Below are 21,729 nucleotides of genomic sequence, written 5' to 3' on the forward strand. Positions count from 1 at the left end.
TTCCAATTGTAGCTTTCATTTCATCCAGAATGATGCCAAGTTTTGAAAAAGTAGTAAACGACAATATTGAGGCTGGCATGCATGAAGGGCGTAAAGTGGAAGTCCATAATCCATAGGGGAATCATCCAGCCCAATGGGATTAACTAAAGCTCTAACAAAGCTGTTAACATCACATCCAATGGAAAGAAGGGTGGGGGGCCAAATGATCCCCCCTTACATAATACGATAACTAACAATTTCCTAATCATACTCCGGGGACTATATTTTTAAGAAAACCGCTGCCTATTTGTGATACGGTTCACCGCAGCTCTAATACTTCAATTTCTCTTTTTCAATAATATCCTTTACTACATCCTCAATAGTTACATTTCCAAGAGCTTTTTCCAATGCCGTTTGGGCAATTTCAAAAAGTGGACCAATTGTATTTTGAATATTTCTACCGACGGGACATTGCGGATTGGGTTTTTCATGTATGCTAAACAGTTCTTTCTCCTGGACAACGTTAACTGCTTTATATATATCAAGCAATGTAATTTCGGATAAGTTCTTTGCCAATTCAGCTCCTGCTATACCAGGGCGAACTTTTACAAACCCTGCATTTTTAAGCATCCCCATTATTTTTCTGATTACGGCGGGATTGGTATTTACACTTGCAGCTAGATATTCAGAGGTGCTTACCCCACCTTTATTGATTTCAATAAGCGCTAATATATGAATTCCCACAGCAAAACGACTGCTGATAGACATCTTCATTTTCACCTTCTTTAATAAGATTCAACTTAATAGTATACCTGTAATTAGTTCTATTACAAGTGTATTTTCCCTTTCAATATGCACAAAATGAAAAAAGGATTGTTAAAAGTATTGACAAATAAATCAGATGTAATTAAGATAGTTACAGGTAATCATTTTAATTACAAGTTGATTTTAAATATAGGAGGGCTATAAAATGAAAATTGGAATTATTGGTGCAAGTGGTAAAGCAGGAAGTCTTATATTGAAAGAAGCAGTTAGTCGAGGACATGAAGTAACGGCTATTGTAAGAGATGCCTCAAAACTTAACGATAAAAGCGTTTCGGTTATTGAAAAAAATATATTTGATCTTACTTCAGATGATGTAAAAAAGTTTGACGTAGTTGTTAATGCCTTCGGTGCTCCACTTGGTGATGAGCAGGCACACGTTAATGCTGGGCATGCTTTAATTGAGGCACTAAAAGGAACAAATACAAGAGCAATAATTGTAGGTGGAGCTGGAAGTCTTTATGTAGATGAAAACAAAACTGTTAAGGTAATGGATACACCTGATTTTCCAGATATCTTTAGCCCAACAGCTAAAGGGCAAGGACGAAACTTGCAAGAATTACAGGAAACATCTGCTATTACATGGACATTTATCAGTCCTTCTGCGATATTTGATGCGGAAGGAAAAAGAACTGGATCTTATCAATCTGGAAAAGATCATCTGCTAGTAAATTCAAAAGGAGAAAGTTATATCAGCTATGCAGACTTTGCGATTGCAGTAGTAGATGAAATTGAAAATCCCCAACATAAAAATGAACGTTTCACAGTTGTCAGTGAAGCAGAATAAATCTTCGTAACCAAATAAAAATAGCAAAGTACCATTAGTTTCTCAGGCTAATGGTACTTTGCTATTTGGATATTTTTAATATGTTAAAAATGTCTTAATAATGCCATTTATACATTTTGATTACTACGCAAAAACTAGAGAGGGTGAGATTATGAATGAAACTTATCAGCAACGTATATCAACAGGAAAGCAAGCAATTGAAGATGCGGAGTGGATTCTAGTAGGTGGTGGTGCAGGCGTATCTGCTGCTGCAGGCATAACGTATAGTAGGAAAAGATTTACCGAAAATTTTGCCCCATTTATAGAAAAGTACGGATTGACCGATATGTATTCATCAGGTTTTTATCCATTCCCAACACAGGAAGAGCGATGGGCATACTGGGCAAAACATATTTTTGTAAACCGTTATGAGCCTAGTGCTACTAGACTTTTTGAGGACATATTCAAATTGGTTAAGGATAAAAATTATTTTGTCATCACAACCAATGTCGATAGCCAGTTCGAAAAATCTGGTTTCCCTACTGAGAAAGTGTTTGAAGTTCAGGGAAATTACGGCTATTTGCAATGTGCAAAAGGATGTCATAACAAGGTATATTTTAATGAAACGCTTATAAAGGAAATGGTGAATGAAACGGTTGATTGTAAAATTCCTTCCGAACTTGTTCCAAAATGCCCTGTATGTGGCGGAAGTATGGACCCTCATTTAAGGATCAACCAATACTTTGTACAGAATGAAAAGTGGTATGAATTAAATAAAACCTACAATCAATTCATACAGGATTCAGAAGGAAAGAAAATTATTTATCTGGAACTAGGTGTTGGATTCAATACACCAGGGATAATTCGTTATCCATTTGAACAGATGACTCACCACAATAAAAACGCAACCTTAATTCGCTTTAACAAGGAGCATCCAGAGGGTGCAAAGGAAAACCGAGATAAAACCATTGCATTTACGGAGGATATGCAAGATGTTGTCTCAGCACTTTTGAAATAAAGGAGTGTATCTTAATACCTCAATTATCATTAAAAGATTATTCTTCATTCATTCAATTAAATGATAAATTTGTGCCACAAGTAATGATTCAAACTGATACTGAACGTATTGTTGACGATGTAATAAAAATGCTATTGCAAGAACCTGATGCTCCATGTGATGTAACCATTCCTAATGACTATGACCCTAAACGTAAATTGTTGAGAGCGCTATTAAACATTAGGGCACCAAAACCGTTAGCTGATAAATTACTTGAACAGCTGGATTGTCTCTTACAAACTGAGCTAAAAGAAAAGGGTATCGTTGAAGTGGAGAAACTTGATTCAGTTGCAACAATGTTTCCCAATAATTCTTTTTCCCAATCGGATAAGTTTATTTTGTGGCAAGGAGATATTACACAGTTAAACGCTAATGCAATTGTAAACGCAGCAAATAATCAAATGTTAGGTTGTTTTCAACCATTACACGCTTGTATTGATAATGCAATTCATTCAGCTGCTGGCCCACAACTAAGGAATGATTGTGAAATCATTATGTCTGTACAAAAAGAGTTAGAGGAAACTGGAAATGCAAAAATCACCAGAGCTTATCATCTGCCTTCTCATTATGTTCTGCATACAGTTGGACCGATTGTTCCAAATGGAACTGCCTTAACAAAGCAGCAAAGAGATGAATTAGCGTCTTGTTATATTTCTTGCCTCGAATTAGCAGCTGAAATTGAGGATATTAAGACCATTGCGTTTTGTGCTATCTCAACGGGTGTTTTTGGTTTTCCAAAGCCGGAAGCTGCTCATATCGCCGTAAATACAGTAAATCAATGGCTATCTGAACACCCAAATCATTTTGAAAAAATTATCTTTAATGTATTCAGTAAAGATGATTACAATGTATATTTAAATGAAATTTTGGGGTAAGACCCCCACTTAGCTAAAGATAAGTAAGCATAAATTTTGGACTTTGAGAATGGTCCAGCCTCAGTGCTCATCGGGGGCATTTTCTAATATTTTTCTAAACCACTTACAGTAATTTTCACATATGATCGATTTCCGATCATAAAGAATAGAATACTTCCCAGTACTACGAGTGAAATCGTCCAAAACATGATTTGTCCATGATAGTGACTTAGCAAGAAGCCGCCGAAAATAGGTCCGATAAAATTGCCTATTTTTCGAAATTGCCCAGCTCCAAAGTAGGTTCCTCTTAAATGGTCAGGGGCCAGCTGGTCAATCATTAGACTATTGGATGGAAAGATGAGTATTTCCCCAATGGTTAACAATATCATGGAAAGGATTGCTGTAACCCAGCCATTAATCATACCGCAAAGCAATAAACCTATTGCCATGAAGGAGGCCCCAACAATCATTACTTGCATCGGTTTATACCGATTTGCTAAATGACTGATGGGCATTTGCAGGAAAACAACCATCACGGCATTAAGTGTTAACAAAACGGAAAAAACATAGACCCCATTAGAAAGAGTAGATGACAAAAATTGTGGCAGAGTGGAATCTACTTGAACATAGCCAATATTCACTAAGATAATTCCAAGTAATAAATAGAGAAATGCTTTATCCCTTCTGACGATTTTGATTGCTTGCCAAAATGACACAGATTTTTTAATCGATTGCTCGGATTGGGGAATTGAAAGCTTTTTCATTAATACTAATAAAGCGAATGCATATACAAGATAGATAATCCCGGTAATGGCAAATGACATTTTTGCTGAAGTAGTAGCCAAGTATGCTCCTAAAAGAGGACCAACTGATGCACCGATATTGAGTGCGGTATATCTTAAGGAATAGGCCTTCATTCGGTTGTTCTTTTCGGTCACATCTCCCATTAAGGCCTGTGAAGTTGGTTCAAAAAAGGAATTGCTAAGTCCATTTAAAGCGTTCAGCAGTATAAACCATCCTTGGCTATTCGCAAGCGCAAAACCAAAATAAACAAAGGCAATAGAAAACAAGGCAAACTGCATGACCCTTTTCCTGCCAAAGCGGTCGGATAAATGACCGCCAATAAATCCGCCAACGGTTGCCATTAATGGGCTCATTCCAACTGTTATGCCAATAATGACAGGCGACAGGTCCAGATGTCGGGATAGATAAATGGATAGAAAAGGCAAGGTCATGAAGGCAGATCCTCTTGAAAGAATCGTTCCAATTAGCAATACCCATACGATTGGATGAAATTCATTGAAATAACCTTTTATTTTGTTCATATATAGATCCTCATTTCTCTCATCTTTTACTCGGAAGTAAGAAAAGGCTGTGTAACTGTTTAACAATTTCATCCATATCGTAACACCACAAATGGCATAAGGAAATTATTTGTTTTTTATACTTTACAATAAGAAATCCTTATCGCCTGTCAAAAACCTGGCCAGCACGTATTCGAGCACAAAAAGAAAAAAAGCTGCCTAAAAGACAGCTTTGAACCTTAACTCTTGCACCCTTCGGCAAGTTTTTCATAAGAAGCTACAAATTAGTTGAAAATTATATGAAATAATTTTTCATCACTGGCCTGAGTGGGGGTCTGACCCCGGTTTCACTAGGATCAGATTTCCTCTATTCTTGGAGCTTAAAACTCGCATCCGTAAAACAAATAATATGATATAATTTATACTTATGAAATAAACTGAAGTGGAAATTGGAAATGAGGGAAGAGCTTTTATAGATAGTAGATTCAGGAAACAATGCAAGGTAAGATATAAAATGTAAAGTTAAAAAAGGGGAAGTGTGTATGGCTACAAGAAAAGATGTGGCACAAAAGGCGGGAGTTTCACCATCGACCGTATCGCGCGTCATCAATAATAACGGGTATGTCGCCCTGGAGGCAAGAAAAAGAATCGAAGCAGCCATTGCCGAACTAAACTACATACCGAACCGAGCAGCACAAAATTTACGGGCGAAATCCTATAAACAAATTGCCTGTATCTCACCCTCTATTAGTAATTCCTTTTTTTCAGAAATGTTTATGGGAATAGAGGAAATGGCAATCGAGTGCGGTTATTCCTTATCGTTATATAATATTACGAAGAAAAAACATCCCTATATTAAGCAAGTGTTAGAAGGCCCTTATGATGGAATTATTCTGCTTGCCTCTCAGGAGTTAACCATGATTCAGGATATTCTCGAAATTACGAAAAAAATGCCGCTGGTTACCTATTGGGATCGAATTGATCACATGAACATTCCCCGTAAAGCAGAAATTCCTCATATATATATTGATTTAAAGAAGGTAATGAGGCAATCTGTTGAGTATTTGATCACAAACGGACATAAGGAAATTCTCTTTTTAGGCCATTATTATAATAAAGAAAAGGAAAGTAATCCCAGATACAACGGTTATGAACTGGCCATGAAGGAACATGACTTGCCGATTAAGGATTATTATCGGAATTTCATTGAAATGTATGAAGATAAATTGACGACGGGTTATGAAGCGATAAAAATGGTATTGGATAAAGGGCAATATTTTACTGCTGTTGCTGCGTCTAATGATTTGTTAGCAGCTGGGGCAATAAGGGCGATTATTGAAAGCGGGAAAAAAGTTCCGGAGGATATTTCAGTCATTGGTGTTGATAATATTGAGTTAGCTAAAATCGTGACTCCAACGCTGACTACGATGAATATTCCCAAAAAGGAAATTGGCAGAATGCTAGTACAGCAGTTGCTGGATCAACTTCAGAACGAAAAAACCATTGAAAAAAGCATTGAAGTGGAAGCTATGTTGAAGGAAAGAGAATCAGTAAAAAATTTATTAATTTAGTAATTTTAATTGACAACGGTTACAAAATAATTTACTTTAAAAACATAGCCGGAAGAAATAAAGGCAAGATGTGTTAAAAAGGTATTTTTTTAAAATAAGGTGGTTACGTAACCACATTATTTTTTCAGCAATGTGGTTACGTGACCACACTTTTATGTCTGCATTGTGGTTAGGCAATCATATTATTTTTCGGCAATGTGGTCACGTAACCATAAATTAAGAAAAGGGGCGAAAAAAATGAAAAGGTTCTCAGTATTGTTGTCAATGTCATTGTTATTGGTCCTATCTGTTTTCTTGACGGCATGCAGTGGTGGAAAAAATGAAAAGGCTAGTTCTACTAATGGAAAAGCAACAATTACGGTGGCATCCTGGAATGCTGCCGCAGATGCTTTAACAGAACAAATTGCGGGATTTAACAAAAAGTATCCGGATATAAAAGTTGAAGTACTGCATACGGATACCGGCTATTCCAAAGTTACCCCGGCTTTAGCAGCAGGAACAGGCGCTCCGGATATTATTCAAACTCAGGCAAGGGATTTTCCAGCATTCCTGCAGAAGTTTCCTGATCAATTTGTGGATCTAACAGACAAAACGGATAAATACAAAAATGATTTTGTTGAGTCTTCTTGGAAAAGTGTCACCAAGGATCATAAAGTATATGCCATGCCATGGGACGTAGGTCCAACGGCGTTATATTATCGAAAAGATTTATTTGAAAAAGCGGGCATTGATGTTGAATCAATTAAAACATGGGACGATTATCTTGAAGCTGGCAAGAAATTAAAAGAAGCCATCCCTGGCACAGCGATGACCCTTTATACTGATGATTTTAATCTTTATGAAATCTTCTTAAACCAATTGGGTGGTTCTTATGTGAAAGACGGAAAAATTAATGTAAATTCACCGGAATCCAAACAAGCACTTTTACTTCAAAAGAAGATGAAGGATGAGGGCATCGCCATTAACGTTCACGATGGCAATGGACGTATTCCAGCGTTAACGAACGATAAAGTTGCCAGTGTTATTTTACCTGTATGGTATGCGGGTACGTTAAGCCATTCTGTTGAAAAACAAGCTGGTAAATGGGGCATCGTTCCGATCCCAGCTTTTAAAGAGGGTGGGAATACACAAGCCAATTTAGGCGGTTCCATATTAGCCGTGTCAAAACAGTCAAAAAATGCAGATGCGGCATTTAAATTTATTGAATATGTGTTAACGACAGACGAAGGCCAAAAGATCATGTTAAAATACGGACTTTTCCCTTCCTACACTCCATTCTATAAGAGCGAAGCATTTAATACGAAAGATGAGTATTTTGGAATGGAATTGTATCCGTTCTTTGCGAAACAAACCACAACCATTAAAGGGATGGAATATGGTCCTATTATGTTAGATGCGACGAAACCGCTTAAAGATATGATTGATGGTGTGTTAGCGGGAAATGATGTAGAGAAAACGATGGGAACTGCTGCAGAATCCATTTCGAAATCAACGAAACTTAAAATAAATAAATAGAAAAACCAGATCAGGTAGGTGTTTGTAAGATAAACACCTACTCTTATATATAGGAGGTGCCAAAATGACGGAAACAGCTCTTGGAAAAATGACAGGACCTTCTGTTGTTAAGAAGAAAAAATGGAATCGTAAAACAGTAACTCCCTACCTATTTCTATCACCGTTTTTTCTGGTGTTTGCTATTTGCATGGTGTATCCCATTATCGAATCATTGTATTTATCCTTCACCTCGGCACAGGGAAACCAAGCAGAATGGGTTGGTTTTGAAAACTTTAAAAACATTCTAACAGACGGATTATTTTGGAAGTCTTTATCCAATGTTTTTATCATATTAATTGTTCAAGTACCGCTCATGCTTATTATCGGGACATTATTAGCTGTCTTATTAAACTCTAAATTTATTAAGGGAAAGGCCATCTTTCGATTATGTATCTTTTTGCCGGTATTAATTGATTTAGTCACTTATTCCATTGTCTTTACCCTTATTTTTAATGAACAATATGGAATGATGAATTACGTGTTAGGACTCATTCATATTGACCCTATTCATTGGTTTAGTGACCCGTTCTGGTCGAAGGTGTTAATTATTATTGCAGTGACATGGAGATGGACCGGTTATAATACGATTATTTTGTTGGCAGGAATCACAACGATTGATGACTCGTTGTATGAATCCGCTGAAGTGGATGGAGCCAATAAATTCACGCAATTCTTTAAGATCACTATTCCGATGTTAAAGCCAATCCTGCTGTTTTGTGGAATTCTTTCTACCATTGGCACGATTCAATTATTTACCGAGCCTTCCTTATTAACAGCGGGCGGACCTAATAATGCAACGAATACACCGATTATGTACCTGTATCAATTTGGATTTCAAAGCTTCCAATTTGGCTATGCATCAGCCGCAGCGTATATCATTACCATTATCGTTGGTTTGATCAGTTTCTTTCAGATCAAGGTGGCAAAAGGAGGAGAGATGTAATGAAAGGATCATCCTTCTTAACAAAATTAGCAGGATATCTATTTTTAATTATCGTTAGTATCGCCTCTGTGTATCCGTTTTATTGGATGTTTGTAGGTTCAACACTTTCTGATAGTGACATTTTTCAAAGTCCGCCTAAGTTATTACCGAGCGGGGAGTTTATGCATAACATAGCAGGACTGGCGGCTTCTGCCCCTATTTGGAAGGCATTGGGGAATAGTTTGCTCATCTCTACTGTTTTTACGATTGCGACTCTTTATTTGTGTGCGATTGCAGGGTATGCCTTCGCTAAATATGAGTTTAAAGGGAAAAATATCATGTTCGTTACCGTATTAATTACGATGATGCTGCCACACCAAGTGACATTAATTCCTTTGTTCAAAATGATCATCGGGTTCGGCTGGCAAGATCAACCACAGGCGGTCATTTTACCAGCGCTTGCGAATGCCTTTGGTGTGTTTTTTATGAGGCAAAATATGATGAGTATTCCGACTGAAATGATCGAAGCAGCGCGAATGGATGGGGCTGGTGAAATGTCGATTTTTCATAAAATTATTTTGCCTACATCGTTACCGCCACTAGCTGCTCTGGGGATCTTGAGCTTTATCCAACAATGGGGCAATTATTTGTGGCCGCTTATTATTTTACAAGATAGAGAGAGTACAACGTTACCTGTTCTATTATCCCAATTAGTGGCTCCAGGCCAGGTCGTCTATTATGGCCAAGTATTAGCGGGAACGGTTATCAGTATTGTGCCGGTATTAATCTTATTCCTGTTGCTGCAAAAGTATTTTATCAGTGGCATATATGGGGGATCTGTTAAAGGGTAATATCGAGAGGAGAATGAAGATGAATTTACAAAATGATTGGGAAAATTTGAACGTGTTGCAAAAGAATCGACTGCAAGCCAGGTCAACCTTTTTTAGCTATAAAAGTAAACAAGAAGCCCTTACGTATGAGCGAGGAGACTCAATGGGTTTCTTATTACTCAATGGTAGTTGGAAATTTCATTACGCGAACTCACCGCTGGAATCGCCGAGTGATTTTTACCAGGAGGATTACTCCACTGATCATTGGGATGATATCAGCGTGCCATCTCATTGGCAATTAAACGGATACGGGAAACCGCATTATACAAACGTTCAGTATCCGTTTCCAGTAGAGCCGCCGTATATTCCATCTGAGAATCTAACGGGATCCTACAGCCGAACCTTCTATGTCACAAAGGAAGCCTTACAAGGGAAGTTGCATCTCATGTTTGAGGGTGTTGATAGTGCTTTCCATGTTTGGGTGAATGGATATTTCGTCGGGTATAGTCAAGGTAGCCGAAATTCCTCAGAGTTTGATATTACTAGTTTTGTAAGAGAAGGCGAAAATCGGATCTCGGTACGCGTCTATCAATGGGCCGAATCCTCTTATATTGAAGATCAAGATATGTGGTGGTTAAGCGGAATATTTAGGGATGTCTATATTGTCTCGAAACCAGATGTTTATGTCCGTGATCTGTTTTTGAATGGTACGTTAGAACATCATTATCAAGATGGACGTCTTGATTTTGAGATTGCATTATCAGAAGGGTATCAAGGTCATAAAGTGGAAGTGGAAATCCAACAGGAGGGCACTGTTGTCGCTTTAGACAAACAAGGTATAGCGAGCGGAACAGTGACAGGTTCCATCCATTTGGATCAGGTGAAACCGTGGAATGCTGAAACCCCCTACATATATGATGTGGTGGTTACTTTACTAAATCCTGCAGGGGAAGTGGTAGAGGTGATTCCACAAAGATGCGGATTTAGAACCGTTGAGATTAAAGGCGGTCAATTACTCGTGAATGGTGTAGCCTTTATGTTTAAAGGTGTGAATCGACATGATGCACATCCTGATTACGGCAGGGCTGTCCCTTTACGAGCCATGATTGAGGATTTAGTTTTAATGAAACAACATAACATTAATGCGATCCGAACAGCGCATTATCCAAACGACCCGAGGTTCTATGATCTTTGTGATCAATTTGGCTTTTATGTGATTGATGAAGCTGATCTTGAGTGTCATGGCATGACTAGGATTGGGCAGCCGCATGTATTAAGTAATGATCCGGCATGGAAAAATGCCTATTTAGATCGAATCGAAAGAATGGTCGAACGAGATAAAAACCATCCTTCCGTCATTATGTGGTCATTAGGGAATGAGTCCGGTTTTGGACAAAATCATGTTGCGATGTATGAATGGGCAAAAAGAAGAGACCCTTCAAGACTGGTCCACTATGAAGGGGAGACGAGGGAAATATTGTTGGAGGATAACTTTGTCCCAACAAAGGATCCTGTAGCAACAGATGTTCATACGTCCATGTATACGCCAATTGAAAAATTAAAGGTTATTGGCGGATTGACATACTTGGAAAAGCCTCATATTTTATGCGAGTATGCACATGCAATGGGAAATGGCCCGGGCGGTTTCAAAGAATATTGGGAGACGTTTTATGCCTATGACCGGCTACAGGGCGGTTTTGTATGGGAATGGGTTGATCATGGTTTACGCCAATATACAGAAGAGGGTCAGGAATATTTTGCATACGGCGGTGATTTTGGAGAGGCACCCCATGATGGAAACTTTGTGATCGATGGGTTGGTTCGGCCGGATCGTGAGCCATCCCCGGCATTAGCTGAATTTAAAAAGGTGATTGAACCCGTCGTCACATCGGATTTTAATGAGAAAGACAACACCATACTGATCCAAAATCGATTTGATTTTTCCGATTTATCTGGGTTACAGTGCGAGTGGTTTATTGAAGCGGACGGACAAATCCTTGAAGGTGGAATCGTCGATGTTCCAGACATTCCTGCAAACACGTCCAAGGTGGTTACCTTACCAATTCATCTGCCGGCTGTGGTGAAGGAAAATACAGATTATTGGTTAAATCTCGTTTGGAAGATGAAAGAAAGGACACGATGGGCTGATTCAGGTCATACGGTTGCGTGGTCACAGTATGAACTCCCGATCTCTCGTTTTGTTCTGATTGAGGAAAAACATTCAGGTCAATTAACGGTTAATGAGAAAACGTCCACAACGAAAATAACTGGACCTCACTTTGAATTGACCTTTAATAAACAAAAAGGGCGAATAGAAGAAGTTTGTTTTGATGGTCAGCTAGTGATGTCGAAAGGTCCAAGGTTACATTTCTGGAGAGCACCAATCGATAATGATTTATTGGGGTCGGAAGAGTTTAACGCAAGCTCCGTTACAAAACGGTGGAGGGAATTTGGTGTAGATGCCATTCAACATCGAATCATCGGAACGGACGTCACCATCAGTGAAGACCGAAAGTCGGTTGTTATTCAGTGTGAAGCCAAAGTAGCACCGCCTGTTCTTGCGTGGGGATTCCATGTGACCTATCTTTACACCATCTATGCAAATGGAAGAATCGCAGTAGAGATCAAGGGAGTGAAATCTGGTGAGGGCCCAGAGTACCTGCCTCGGATTGGTGTTGAAATGGTGGTCGAAGGTACCTGCGATTACGTGCAGTGGTATGGTTTAGGACCAAATGAAGCCTATAGTGATAGCAGGCAAGCGGCGAGGATGAGCGTTTGGTCATCAACCGTTGATGACTTACATACGCCGTATGTGGTCCCGCAGGAAAACGGGAATCGCCATCAAACAAAATGGGCAAGTTTGACACAGGAGAGTGGAAAAGGGTTGTTCATCAGTGGTTCCCTTTTTGATTTCACGGCAAGTTATTACACGGTTGAACAGTTGGAAGCAGCCAAACATACATTTGACCTATTTAAACAGCCGTATATCATCTTACATGTTGATCAACAGCAGTATGGGTTGGGCTCAGCCAGCTGTGGTCAAGAAGTGCAGGAACAGTATCGCTTGGAAAACAAAAACTTTGACCTTTCGTTTTCGATACTGCCATATGATGAAAATGCCCATTCTCCTATTGCTTTAAGTAAAAAGTTTACTAGTATTCTAGAGAAAAAAGAATTGCAGAAGGCTCTTTTCTAAAGGATTGTTGCTATTTTTGATCTGTTAATAAAGTTTGGTCGCTTATAAGGGCTATAAGCGACCGAACCCAGGGAAATTGGTGGGGACGAGGAGACTGGCTCCTTGTCCCAATTATTCTACATATTTCTAGCTATTTATTACACCTTTTCTGCCACTAGCTGAGTGGGGGTCTGACCCCGGCTTCCGGAAAAATTGTTTCATCTTTTATTCTTGTATGACTGATTTTGTATGAAATAAACAGGATGATTGTCCAGACCGGAGCAACATAGAGAGCCACTCTAGTAAATGGCAGAAACGCCATAATAATGATGATGGAAATCATAAAGGCGATAGCAAAATAACTTGAGTACGGCCAAAATGGCATTTTGTAAGAGAGTTTATCAACTTCACCATTTGCTATCATGATTTTTCTGAATTTTAACTGGCTAAAGAGTATGGCAAGCCAGTTAGAAACTAGTCCAACAACTACGATCGTAGAAAAGACGCTGAAAGCACTTGCAGGCATAATGTAATTCATTAAAACACCAAGCAACTGAGAAGCAATTACAATTAAGAGACTAATAAAAGGTACTTTACTTTTATTTAGTTTACTTAAAAAACGAGGTGCCTTACCTTGTAAGGATAAACTATAAAGAACACGAGTTACAGAATAAATACCACTATTTAAAGCGGAAATCGCTGCTGATATGATAACTAAGTTAATAATAGACGCAGCTCCAGGGATACCCATTTTTGCAAAAACGGTTACAAATGGACTACCATTCGCACCAATCGTCTCCCAATCAAAAAGCGAGACCATAATCGTGATTGCCCCAACATAAAAGATTAGAATTCTCCAAAACACCCCATTGATGGCCTGTGGGATTGTTTTTTTCACATCTCCTGTTTCTGCAGCAGCTATACCAACCAATTCTACGCCGCCAAATGCGAAAGCTACTAATACTAGCGACAATATCCAGCCATTAATACCCATCGGGAAGAGGCCGCCATTATTCGTAAGGTTACTAAATCCAACAGCATCTCCACCATTGCCAATACCAAACAAAATCATCGCTCCACCAAGAATAATCATACCAATGATGGCAACAACTTTAACAAGTGAAAGCCAGAACTCAATCTCACCATATGCCTTTACCGTCACGACATTAATTAAAATGACCAAGCAAAGAACAAAGAGCGCAGAAACCCAGACTGGAAAATCCGGAAGCCAGAACTGAATGTAATGTCCTATGGCGGCATATTCAGCTGCTCCACCAGCAGCCATACCTAATAAAGCATTCCATCCTAAGTAAAATCCAGCGAAAGGTGAAATATACTGGCTGGCATAGGTAACATATGATCCGGATACTGGATTTTCCACTGCCATCTCACCTAAAGCCCTCATGATTAAATAGATGACTACCCCAACAGCTAGATAAGCAAAGATTATGGATGGTCCAGCTGATCTGATAGCTCCAGTAGCTCCATAAAAGAGACCAACACCAATTGCCCCACCGATTGCAATCATTTGGATATGGCGATTTTTTAAACTGCGACTCAAGCCCTCTGTTTCAACGTTATTACTAGAATTCTTAGTACCCATCGTATTCCCCCTATTAATCTATTAAAATACTATTGATTGCCTTATTGCTTCTTAAAAAAGCTTGTCCAAATCGTTTAAACTTTCCATGTAAAAAAAGCCAGCATAATCTATAATAGGTATTAGAGTCTTCCTCCAGTTAGTAGAGTTTGTTTGGCCACTTACTCATTTGGATATTTGGGAGGTACTCCTTTTCAAATAATCGAATGGATGGATAAAATTCATTCGATTATTTCCTTTTTACAGCAATTACTTCCACTTCAACTAATACATTCTTAGGTAATTCGCGTACTGCAACCGTCGAACGTGCCGGCTTATGATCGATGAAGTATTTTCCATATATTTCGTTGAATGCTGGAAAATCTGCCATGTCTCTCAAGAAACATGTTGTTTTTACGACATCGGTAAAATCTTTTTGATTTTCTTTTAATAAATTCCCTAAATTCTCCATTACTCGTTCTGTTTGTTCATGAATCCCTCCTTTCACCACTTCGTTAGTTATAGGGTTAAGGGGAATTTGACCTGATGTAAATAGGAATTCGCCTACTTCTACTGCTTGAGAATATGGACCTATTGCTTCTGGTGCTGTATTTGTATGAATGGTTTTCATGTTTATTCTCCTTTTATTATTTAAAAATTCAGACTATTTTTCGTAAAAAAAGTAATTTCTAGATAAAAACTGAGTGAAGTGCCGTATATAACCCTTTCAACAGCTATTTTCGGCACTCACAATTTTTTAAAGGTTACCTGTGTTACAACTTTTGCTGTTTTTACTTCGCTGCCTCTTTTATTTTAGATGCATTGACATGAATGTCTTCAAATTCTCTTGCGATTCTTTCGAAAGCTTCCTTTATAATTGGTCGAGGAGAAGGGATGCAAATTCTCTGATACTTTACTCCTTCTTCTCCAAACATACTTCCATCTTCTAGTAGAACATTCGCTTTGTTATAAATTCGATCATGAACTTCTTCAGGTGAAAGGCCATACGCACTAAAGTCCATCCACATCACGTAAGTCCCTTCAGGAATTCTAACTTTTACATGAGGCATTCTTTCAGTTAAGAAATTGACTACCCATTCCATTGTGCCGTCGATGTATTCTTTCAATTGGTTTAACCAATCTTCGCCCTCATTATATACGGCAATAAGAGCGGAAATCGTGAATGGCGATGCTAATTGAAAGCCCATTGTGTCGATGAATGTTTTTCGTAGCTCTGGATTTGGGATAATCACGTTCGTACAATGAAGTCCTGCTACATTAAAGGTTTTATTGATTGCTGTACAAGTGATAATATGATTGCCTTTGTCCGTAGATTTTGTAATAGGAGTAAATATTTGGTTGCGTCTAATTAAATCTCCGTGAATTTCATCCGCAATGATAAGTACATCATTTTCTGCACAAATTTCAGCTAATTTTTGAAGTTCTTCCCTATTAAAGACTCTTCCTGTTGGATTATGTGGATTGCATAGAATGAACATTTTAGTCTTTTTATCCTTTGCTTTCGCTTCAAAATCTTCGAAGTCAATAGAATAATAACCTTCTTCATCACATTTAAGTGCATTATTCATAACTTGCCTTCGGTTATTTTCTATGGCTGCTGTAAATGGCGGGTAAACGGGACGTTGAATGATGATCCCATCGCCTGGTTCTGTGAATGCTCTTACGGCAATATTTAAGGCATTGACAGTACCTGGACTATAAATGATTTCTTCCTTCTTGATGTTCCAATTATGTCTCCTGCTAAACCAATGTTGAATGGCTTCATAATACTCTTCGGGAAATATGGAATAACCAAATATCTTATGATCAACCGTTTTATGCAATGCGTCAATCAATGGCTGTGGTACAGGTAAATCCATGTCAGCTGTAAATAATGGTATTGAATCTTCATCATATCTTTCCGTAATGCCGATTTCTTTAATTAATTCCCCGCCATCCCATTTTAATGAATAGGTCCCTCTTCGATTGATTACTTCATCAAAGTTGTATTTCATGTGAAATCCGCCCTTCATATTTTTATCATTCCAATTCCTATTTCACCTTTTTGCATTCAAGACATGGTCAAACTGGCTGCTCATTTGAAAATCTCCCATTTTGCTGCTTAGTATCGAGTTTGTTTAAATACCGATAGACTGTAGCTTCTGATGTTTTCAAATACAACGCCACTTCTGATACAGCACCCTTTATCAAGAATACGCCCTTTTCATTTAATTGTTTAACTACATCAATTTTTTCATCAGCCGACATTCGATCTGGAGGAATATTTGTTTCCGAAAGAGTTTTTAAAATAATGGAGGTAGTGAGCTCTTCGATAGACGTATGAAAATCTTCAATTGGATTTTCGATATCGCATGGAACCCTTCCGTTTAAATCTAAGCCATTTGACGATACATCAAATACACCATTGATCAAACTATCCAAAAGATTCCTAGTTTCAACCATTTTGCTTAGATCCATGTTAAAGCAAAGCAAACCGACAACATTCCCACTGTCATCTTTAATGAAGAATGTAGACGATCGTACAATTTTTCCTTCATGGGTTTTTCCAGAGTAATTTACTAAATAGTCTTTTTCGACATATGATTTATTCTTTAATATTTTTAAGGCTAAATCTGTAAGTGACCCACCTACCTTTCTGTTGCTAATGTGGCTATTTTTAATTGCTACAATAGAATTCTCAATATTTCTCACATCATGTAGAACGACTTCGCATTGGTTCCCCATTACACTGCCTAAAAACTCAACAAGTTGAACATAAGGTTGCAATTGCGAAGGTATGTGATTACTCATTTTTTGAAACACCCCTCCTTGTAATAGATAATAATTTCTCATTGTAATAATTTATTATTATTACTTCTAATTTCATTATACATAAAGTGAAATCGCTTTCAATATATTTTTTAAATTTTTAAAATATTTATAAAAAACTAGGGTAAAGGGAAGAGCAAATGGGGTCAGATCGTTAATTCGGAAGGGATTTGGTTTAGATGCGTTTTTATCCAGCATGTCGAAGAAGTTATCCAGAAATTAGAAGGGCAAGAATTAGTACCATTCCACCAGAATCTAACTTGAAAGCGAATGAAAGAGGAAAAGAAGGAACCGACATTTCTGTTTTGTAAGATGGGTTCCTTCTTTTTTATTTATCATTTTTTACTCGTGATAAGGTGCCAGGCACTTATTGGTGATCTCCAATATACTTAAATGAATACATATGTGTTTTCGTTAGATCAATGACTTCGTGGATAAATTCCTCTTGGGTTACTTTGAAGCCATCTTGGATCCAATTCTGAAGGAGTCCGTAAAAGCCATAGGCAGTATAACGTTTAAAATAATCCATATTGACGGGGATATTGTTAATTGTTTCGAAAATAAATTGTTCTTGATAGATTTTTAAGATCGTTTGAGGGAACCGTGTATGTAATCCTGGCAACGTGTCATCGTAGTTAATTAGTTCAAAAAAATCTCGGTTTTTATAGATATATGAAACGATATTAAAAGATGGTGCATTTAGTGTCGCTGTATAAACTTTGTGACCAGGTATATGTGGTTTGCCTACTGAAGTTTCTACCCCTTGAAGCATGGACACAAGTAAATCTTCAGCTAATTCAATTTTATCTGAGTAATGGATATAAAAGGTACTGCGATTATAAGCGGCATAATCGACAATGTCTTTTACAGTAACGGCATGGTAGCCCTTCTCTTTTATGAGTTCAATCAATGCTTGCTGTAAATGTGCTTTTGTCCGATTTTGTCGTTGAGATGTCGCATTTTGTTCGTTATTCATGAAAAAACCTTCCTCAAAATAGACAGATTTACCATAAGTGTCTACCGAGTAGACACTTAATGATATCTTAATGATTGTTAAATGTGAACAGAAGAGTAAAATTAAATTGTGAACAAAATAGTACAAATCATAGATTTGTCTATTATTTTCCTCTTGAATGTGATATGGAAATTTTATTACAAGGAGGAACGCGTTGTGAGATGTACTAGTACCACCTAGGGAATAAGCAGGAAAGAGGATTTCTATTGCCTAATATCTCGAATTTGAGATATTAAAAATCAGAGTAATTTAACTATAAAGGAGGAAATTTCCAATGAGCAATCGTTTTGATGGGAAAGTGGTAGTAATTACAGGTGCAGGATCTGGTTTAGGACAAGCTTCAGCTTTACAAGTAGCAAAAGAAGGAGCAAAGCTTTCACTCGTAGATTTAAACCCTGCTTCATTAGAAGAAACAAAAAGTAAAGTGTTAGAAGTTGCACCAAACGCAGAAGTGCTGCTTATCACTGCGAATGTAGCAGATGAAAAAGCAGTTGAAAGTTATGTAAATGAAACAGTTGAGAAATTTGGGCAAATCGATGGATTCTTCAACAATGCAGGGATTGAAGGAAAACAAAATCTAACAGAGGATTTTGGCATTGATGAGTTCCAAAAAGTAGTTAGCGTCAACTTAAATGGTGTGTTTTATGGTTTGAAACATGTATTGAAAGTCATGAGAGAACAAGGTTCTGGCTCCATTGTTAATACTGCTTCTGTTGGTGGTATTCGTGGGGTAGGAAACCAATCTGGTTATTCAGCTAGTAAACATGGTGTGGTCGGATTAACAAGAAACTCTGGAATTGAATACGGTCAATACGGTATTAGTATTAAAGCCATTGCACCAGGTGCCATCATGACACCAATGGTCGAAGGTTCATTAAAACAAATGGATCCAGACAACTGGGAAGAAGTAGGGAAACAATTTGTTGAGCCAAACCCAATGAAACGTTTTGGTAAACCCGAGGAGGTAGGTTATTTGGTGGCATTCTTACTATCTGATCAAGCCAACTTCATCAACGCAACCGTTATTCCAATCGATGGTGGACAATCTTATAAATATTAAGAAGTACGGAGATGGTTCACCTACTGATTTATACTAAAAAATAGGAGGGTTATCATTATGCTTTTTGAAAACAAAGTAGTTTTAATAACTGGTGCGGCTGGCGGTATTGGTATTGCTGCTGCAAATGCATTTGCAAAAGAAGGTGCAAAATTAGCGTTAGTAGACTTGAAGAGGGAGCCGCTAGAAAAAGCAGCTGAGTCTGTGGATGCAAAAGATATTTTGTTACTTACTGCAAATGTTTCAAGTGAAAATGAAGTGAAAGAGTATGTTCAAAAGACGAAGGATCACTATGGCCGCATTGATGTTTTTATTAACAATGCTGGCATTAATGGTGAATTTAAAAATATAACGGAGCAAACAGAAGAAAACTTCAAAAATGTATTTGGAGTGAATGTAATGGGCGTATTCTTCGGTTTAAAATATGTCCTTCAAATTATGAAAGAGCAAAAGAGTGGTGCAGTTGTGAATACAGCTTCTAATGGCGGTCTATTAGGTGCCCCAGGAATGAGCGCGTATGTTGCATCCAAACATGCTGTCATTGGTTTGAATAAAACAGCATCACTCGAAATGGCCGAATTTGGGGTTCGTGTAAATGCGGTTGCTCCATCAGGAGTAAATACAGAAATGATGAGAAGAATTGAGAAGAATGCTATGGGTGAAAGGGCAGAAGAAGCTAGGAAAGCATTTGAAGCATCAGTTCCTTTGAATCGATATGCAACTGCAGAAGAAATTGCAGATTTAATGGTATTTTTATCTTCTGAAAAAGCATCATTTATTAGTGGTTCTTATTACAGAATCGATGGTGGACAAGGAGCTACGTCCGTTTAAAATGGAGAATACGGGGTCAGACCTCCAATTCTGGAAAGGGGTTGTCCAAAAAGTCAGGTAACTGACCTTTTGGAACCCCTTCTTTTTTTATTTCGGTGTCACCGCTCAAACTCTGTGGTCAGACCCCCACGGTTTTTTTAAGCGATATGAATCATTTTGCCGCGATAAATCAAGTATATGGAGAATTTTTTCCCGAGAATTATCCAGCTAGAAGCGCAATTGAAGTTGCTCGTTTACCTATAGATGCTTTGGTTGAAATCGAAGCGGTTGCTATGATTTAATCATAATTATTGAAAAGAGAACGTCAGAGTGATATTCTCTTTTCTTATTAGGCCATTCTTAAACAGTGAATACAGGAGGAGAATTAATATGAATTTAGCACAATTCCCCAGACAGCGATATACACCAACATATACTCCCATTGAGAAATTACATCATTTTTCTGAAGTTCTTGAGGGTCCTTCCATTTATATTAAACGAGATGATTTACTTGGGCTGACGGCTGGTGGAAATAAAACAAGAAAACTAGAGTTCCTTGTTGCCGATGCAATAGACAAAGGAGCGGATACGTTAATTACATGTGGAGGCATTCAATCAAATCATTGCCGCTTAACACTGGCCGCTGCCGTTAAAGAAAGAATGAAGTGTATTCTTGTATTAGAAGAAGGTCTAACAAACTCTGAGCCAGATTTTAATGGTAACTATTTTCTGTATCATTTACTGGGTGCTGAAAAAGTCAAGATCGTGCCTAATGGGACGGACTTGATGAAGGAAATGGAGAAAGTAGCTAAAGAAGTAACGGATGAGGGAAATAAACCTTATATCATTCCGGTCGGGGGATCAAATGTCATTGGCGCAACGGGATATGCTGCTTGCGCTCAAGAGATTGTGGCACAGTCTTTTGATCAAGGAGTCAGTATAAATGCGGTCGTATGTGTAAGCGGCAGCGGAGGAATGCATGCAGGCTTGGTTACAGGCTTTTATGGAAATCAAAGCAATATACCGGTAATTGGAATAAACGTAAGCAGAGGAAAAGCGGAACAAGAAGAGAAAGTTTTTCAGCTTGTTAAAGAAACATCTGCACACATTGGCATTCCAAATTCAATCCCACGTGAGGCTGTAACCTGTTTTGATGAGTATGTCGGACCAGGCTACGCTTTACCTACGCCTGAAATGGTAGAGGCTGTCAAGCTCATGGCAAGAACAGAAGGGATTTTGCTGGATCCAGTATATACAGGTAAGGCAGCAGCGGGACTCATTGATTTAATCCAAAAAGGCACCTTTAAGCCGGACGATAACATCCTATTCTTGCACTCTGGCGGAGCCTCATCGTTATACGCCAATACTTCGCTCTTTAATGAAGTTTAGTTAGCACGGGGACGGTTCTTGTGCTCCGTTTTCTTTTTCATTCGAAACAATAAAAGGGCCTTTTCCGCTGCTGCTTTCAGCAACGGGAAAGGCCCTTTTATAAATTGCAGGATTGGGGCGGCTGAGGCTGTTTTCAATCAATTGAACTCTTGCACGCTATTTTTCTGGCGACATAAAATTCTTTCTGCATTAGCTCAAATGGGAAACGAATGGCTA

General features: G+C 38.2%; 18 protein-coding genes and 1 pseudogene. 12 read left to right on the forward strand and 7 right to left on the reverse strand.

The genetic code is table 11. The annotated features are described in order from the left end of the window. Positions 1 to 309: 309 nt before the first annotated feature. Positions 310 to 747, reverse strand: coding sequence for an Rrf2 family transcriptional regulator (locus tag ACFVSW_RS18440; protein WP_387318217.1), 438 nt, complete (start codon positions 745 to 747; stop codon positions 310 to 312). 202 nt (positions 748 to 949) lie between these two features. Here ACFVSW_RS18440 and ACFVSW_RS18445 point away from each other — a divergent pair, with 202 nt between their 5' ends. The 3 genes from ACFVSW_RS18445 to ACFVSW_RS18455 all read left to right on the forward strand — a co-directional run bounded on the left by ACFVSW_RS18445 (position 950) and on the right by ACFVSW_RS18455 (position 3,499). Beyond that, positions 950 to 1,588 carry an NAD(P)-dependent oxidoreductase gene (locus tag ACFVSW_RS18445; RefSeq protein WP_387318091.1) on the forward strand — a complete coding sequence of 213 codons (639 nt, stop codon included), beginning with the start codon at positions 950 to 952 and terminating at the stop codon, positions 1,586 to 1,588. 151 nt (positions 1,589 to 1,739) lie between these two features. Beyond that, positions 1,740 to 2,585 carry a Sir2 family NAD-dependent protein deacetylase gene (locus tag ACFVSW_RS18450; protein WP_387318092.1) on the forward strand — a complete coding sequence of 282 codons (846 nt, stop codon included), beginning with the start codon at positions 1,740 to 1,742 and terminating at the stop codon, positions 2,583 to 2,585. A gap of 83 nt (positions 2,586 to 2,668) precedes the next feature. Next, positions 2,669 to 3,499, forward strand: a complete 831-nt coding sequence (locus tag ACFVSW_RS18455; protein WP_387318093.1) for a protein-ADP-ribose hydrolase — start codon at positions 2,669 to 2,671, stop codon at positions 3,497 to 3,499. An 83-nt stretch (positions 3,500 to 3,582) separates the two neighbouring features. Here the strand turns inward: ACFVSW_RS18455 and ACFVSW_RS18460 are convergent, their stop codons facing one another. Then, positions 3,583 to 4,803 (reverse strand): MDR family MFS transporter, encoded by a 1,221-nt coding sequence (locus ACFVSW_RS18460; protein ID WP_387318094.1) that lies wholly within the window; start codon positions 4,801 to 4,803, stop codon positions 3,583 to 3,585. A gap of 521 nt (positions 4,804 to 5,324) precedes the next feature. Between ACFVSW_RS18460 and ACFVSW_RS18465 the strand changes: the two genes are divergently transcribed. From ACFVSW_RS18465 to lacZ, 5 genes are all read left to right on the forward strand, one after another. Continuing rightward, complete coding sequence (locus ACFVSW_RS18465) at positions 5,325 to 6,353, forward strand: LacI family DNA-binding transcriptional regulator (RefSeq protein ID WP_387318095.1); 1,029 nt, start codon at positions 5,325 to 5,327, stop codon at positions 6,351 to 6,353. Between the two features lie 237 nt (positions 6,354 to 6,590). Further along, the gene (locus ACFVSW_RS18470; RefSeq protein ID WP_387318096.1) at positions 6,591 to 7,868 is read left to right on the forward strand and encodes an ABC transporter substrate-binding protein; all 1,278 of its coding nucleotides are present in this window, start codon (positions 6,591 to 6,593) and stop codon (positions 7,866 to 7,868) included. Between the two features lie 64 nt (positions 7,869 to 7,932). After that, positions 7,933 to 8,850, forward strand: coding sequence for a carbohydrate ABC transporter permease (locus ACFVSW_RS18475; protein WP_387318097.1), 918 nt, complete (start codon positions 7,933 to 7,935; stop codon positions 8,848 to 8,850). Further along, the gene (locus tag ACFVSW_RS18480; protein ID WP_387318098.1) at positions 8,850 to 9,680 is read left to right on the forward strand and encodes a carbohydrate ABC transporter permease; all 831 of its coding nucleotides are present in this window, start codon (positions 8,850 to 8,852) and stop codon (positions 9,678 to 9,680) included. Before ACFVSW_RS18475 ends, ACFVSW_RS18480 begins: the two co-directional genes overlap by 1 nt. Before the next feature lie 19 nt (positions 9,681 to 9,699). Then, a complete protein-coding gene (lacZ, locus tag ACFVSW_RS18485; protein WP_387318099.1) occupies positions 9,700 to 12,855 on the forward strand; it encodes a beta-galactosidase, LacZ type in 3,156 nt (1,051 codons plus the stop codon). A gap of 154 nt (positions 12,856 to 13,009) precedes the next feature. Here the strand turns inward: lacZ and ACFVSW_RS18490 are convergent, their stop codons facing one another. The 5 genes from ACFVSW_RS18490 to ACFVSW_RS18510 all read right to left on the reverse strand — a co-directional run bounded on the left by ACFVSW_RS18490 (position 13,010) and on the right by ACFVSW_RS18510 (position 18,218). After that, the gene (locus ACFVSW_RS18490; RefSeq protein WP_387318100.1) at positions 13,010 to 14,437 is read right to left on the reverse strand and encodes an amino acid permease; all 1,428 of its coding nucleotides are present in this window, start codon (positions 14,435 to 14,437) and stop codon (positions 13,010 to 13,012) included. Positions 14,438 to 14,663: 226 nt separating this feature from the next. Next, entirely contained in the window at positions 14,664 to 15,044 is a 381-nt protein-coding gene (locus ACFVSW_RS18495) for a RidA family protein (protein WP_387318101.1), read from the reverse strand. A 160-nt stretch (positions 15,045 to 15,204) separates the two neighbouring features. Next, the gene (locus ACFVSW_RS18500; protein ID WP_387318102.1) at positions 15,205 to 16,428 is read right to left on the reverse strand and encodes a MalY/PatB family protein; all 1,224 of its coding nucleotides are present in this window, start codon (positions 16,426 to 16,428) and stop codon (positions 15,205 to 15,207) included. A gap of 67 nt (positions 16,429 to 16,495) precedes the next feature. Beyond that, positions 16,496 to 17,224: a helix-turn-helix transcriptional regulator gene (locus ACFVSW_RS18505; protein ID WP_387318103.1), complete on the reverse strand. Its 729-nt coding sequence runs from the start codon at positions 17,222 to 17,224 to the stop codon at positions 16,496 to 16,498. Between the two features lie 385 nt (positions 17,225 to 17,609). Next, on the reverse strand, positions 17,610 to 18,218 hold the full coding sequence (locus ACFVSW_RS18510; RefSeq protein WP_387318104.1) for a TetR/AcrR family transcriptional regulator: 609 nt from the start codon (positions 18,216 to 18,218) through the stop codon (positions 17,610 to 17,612). Between the two features lie 313 nt (positions 18,219 to 18,531). On the opposite strand from ACFVSW_RS18510, the gene ACFVSW_RS18515 reads away from it, so the two are divergent. From ACFVSW_RS18515 to cuyA, 4 genes and pseudogenes are all read left to right on the forward strand, one after another. Then, positions 18,532 to 19,317, forward strand: a complete 786-nt coding sequence (locus ACFVSW_RS18515) for an SDR family oxidoreductase (RefSeq protein WP_387318105.1) — start codon at positions 18,532 to 18,534, stop codon at positions 19,315 to 19,317. 57 nt (positions 19,318 to 19,374) lie between these two features. Further along, positions 19,375 to 20,145, forward strand: coding sequence for an SDR family NAD(P)-dependent oxidoreductase (locus ACFVSW_RS18520; protein WP_387318106.1), 771 nt, complete (start codon positions 19,375 to 19,377; stop codon positions 20,143 to 20,145). Between the two features lie 128 nt (positions 20,146 to 20,273). Continuing rightward, positions 20,274 to 20,426: pseudogene (locus ACFVSW_RS18525) on the forward strand (Rid family hydrolase); the annotation flags it as partial. A gap of 88 nt (positions 20,427 to 20,514) precedes the next feature. After that, on the forward strand, positions 20,515 to 21,513 hold the full coding sequence (gene cuyA / locus ACFVSW_RS18530; RefSeq protein WP_387318107.1) for a D-cysteate sulfo-lyase: 999 nt from the start codon (positions 20,515 to 20,517) through the stop codon (positions 21,511 to 21,513). Positions 21,514 to 21,729: the final 216 nt, after the last annotated feature.

This window comes from Neobacillus sp. NPDC058068 (assembly GCF_042885335.1).
GTDB lineage: Bacteria > Bacillota > Bacilli > Bacillales > Cytobacillaceae > Neobacillus.

Bases quoted from the DNA above. Each gene is read 5' to 3' on its own strand.
- ACFVSW_RS18440 (WP_387318217.1), bottom strand. From the start codon at position 747: ATGTCTATCAGCAGTCGTTTTGCTGTGGGAATTCATATATTAGCGCTT.
- ACFVSW_RS18445 (WP_387318091.1), top strand. From the start codon at position 950: ATGAAAATTGGAATTATTGGTGCAAGTGGTAAAGCAGGAAGTCTTATA.
- ACFVSW_RS18450 (WP_387318092.1), top strand. From the start codon at position 1,740: ATGAATGAAACTTATCAGCAACGTATATCAACAGGAAAGCAAGCAATT.
- ACFVSW_RS18455 (WP_387318093.1), top strand. From the start codon at position 2,669: ATGATTCAAACTGATACTGAACGTATTGTTGACGATGTAATAAAAATG.
- ACFVSW_RS18460 (WP_387318094.1), bottom strand. From the start codon at position 4,803: ATGAACAAAATAAAAGGTTATTTCAATGAATTTCATCCAATCGTATGG.
- ACFVSW_RS18465 (WP_387318095.1), top strand. From the start codon at position 5,325: ATGGCTACAAGAAAAGATGTGGCACAAAAGGCGGGAGTTTCACCATCG.
- ACFVSW_RS18470 (WP_387318096.1), top strand. From the start codon at position 6,591: ATGAAAAGGTTCTCAGTATTGTTGTCAATGTCATTGTTATTGGTCCTA.
- ACFVSW_RS18475 (WP_387318097.1), top strand. From the start codon at position 7,933: ATGACGGAAACAGCTCTTGGAAAAATGACAGGACCTTCTGTTGTTAAG.
- ACFVSW_RS18480 (WP_387318098.1), top strand. From the start codon at position 8,850: ATGAAAGGATCATCCTTCTTAACAAAATTAGCAGGATATCTATTTTTA.
- lacZ (WP_387318099.1), top strand. From the start codon at position 9,700: ATGAATTTACAAAATGATTGGGAAAATTTGAACGTGTTGCAAAAGAAT.
- ACFVSW_RS18490 (WP_387318100.1), bottom strand. From the start codon at position 14,437: ATGGGTACTAAGAATTCTAGTAATAACGTTGAAACAGAGGGCTTGAGT.
- ACFVSW_RS18495 (WP_387318101.1), bottom strand. From the start codon at position 15,044: ATGAAAACCATTCATACAAATACAGCACCAGAAGCAATAGGTCCATAT.
- ACFVSW_RS18500 (WP_387318102.1), bottom strand. From the start codon at position 16,428: ATGAAATACAACTTTGATGAAGTAATCAATCGAAGAGGGACCTATTCA.
- ACFVSW_RS18505 (WP_387318103.1), bottom strand. From the start codon at position 17,224: ATGAGTAATCACATACCTTCGCAATTGCAACCTTATGTTCAACTTGTT.
- ACFVSW_RS18510 (WP_387318104.1), bottom strand. From the start codon at position 18,218: ATGAATAACGAACAAAATGCGACATCTCAACGACAAAATCGGACAAAA.
- ACFVSW_RS18515 (WP_387318105.1), top strand. From the start codon at position 18,532: ATGAGCAATCGTTTTGATGGGAAAGTGGTAGTAATTACAGGTGCAGGA.
- ACFVSW_RS18520 (WP_387318106.1), top strand. From the start codon at position 19,375: ATGCTTTTTGAAAACAAAGTAGTTTTAATAACTGGTGCGGCTGGCGGT.
- cuyA (WP_387318107.1), top strand. From the start codon at position 20,515: ATGAATTTAGCACAATTCCCCAGACAGCGATATACACCAACATATACT.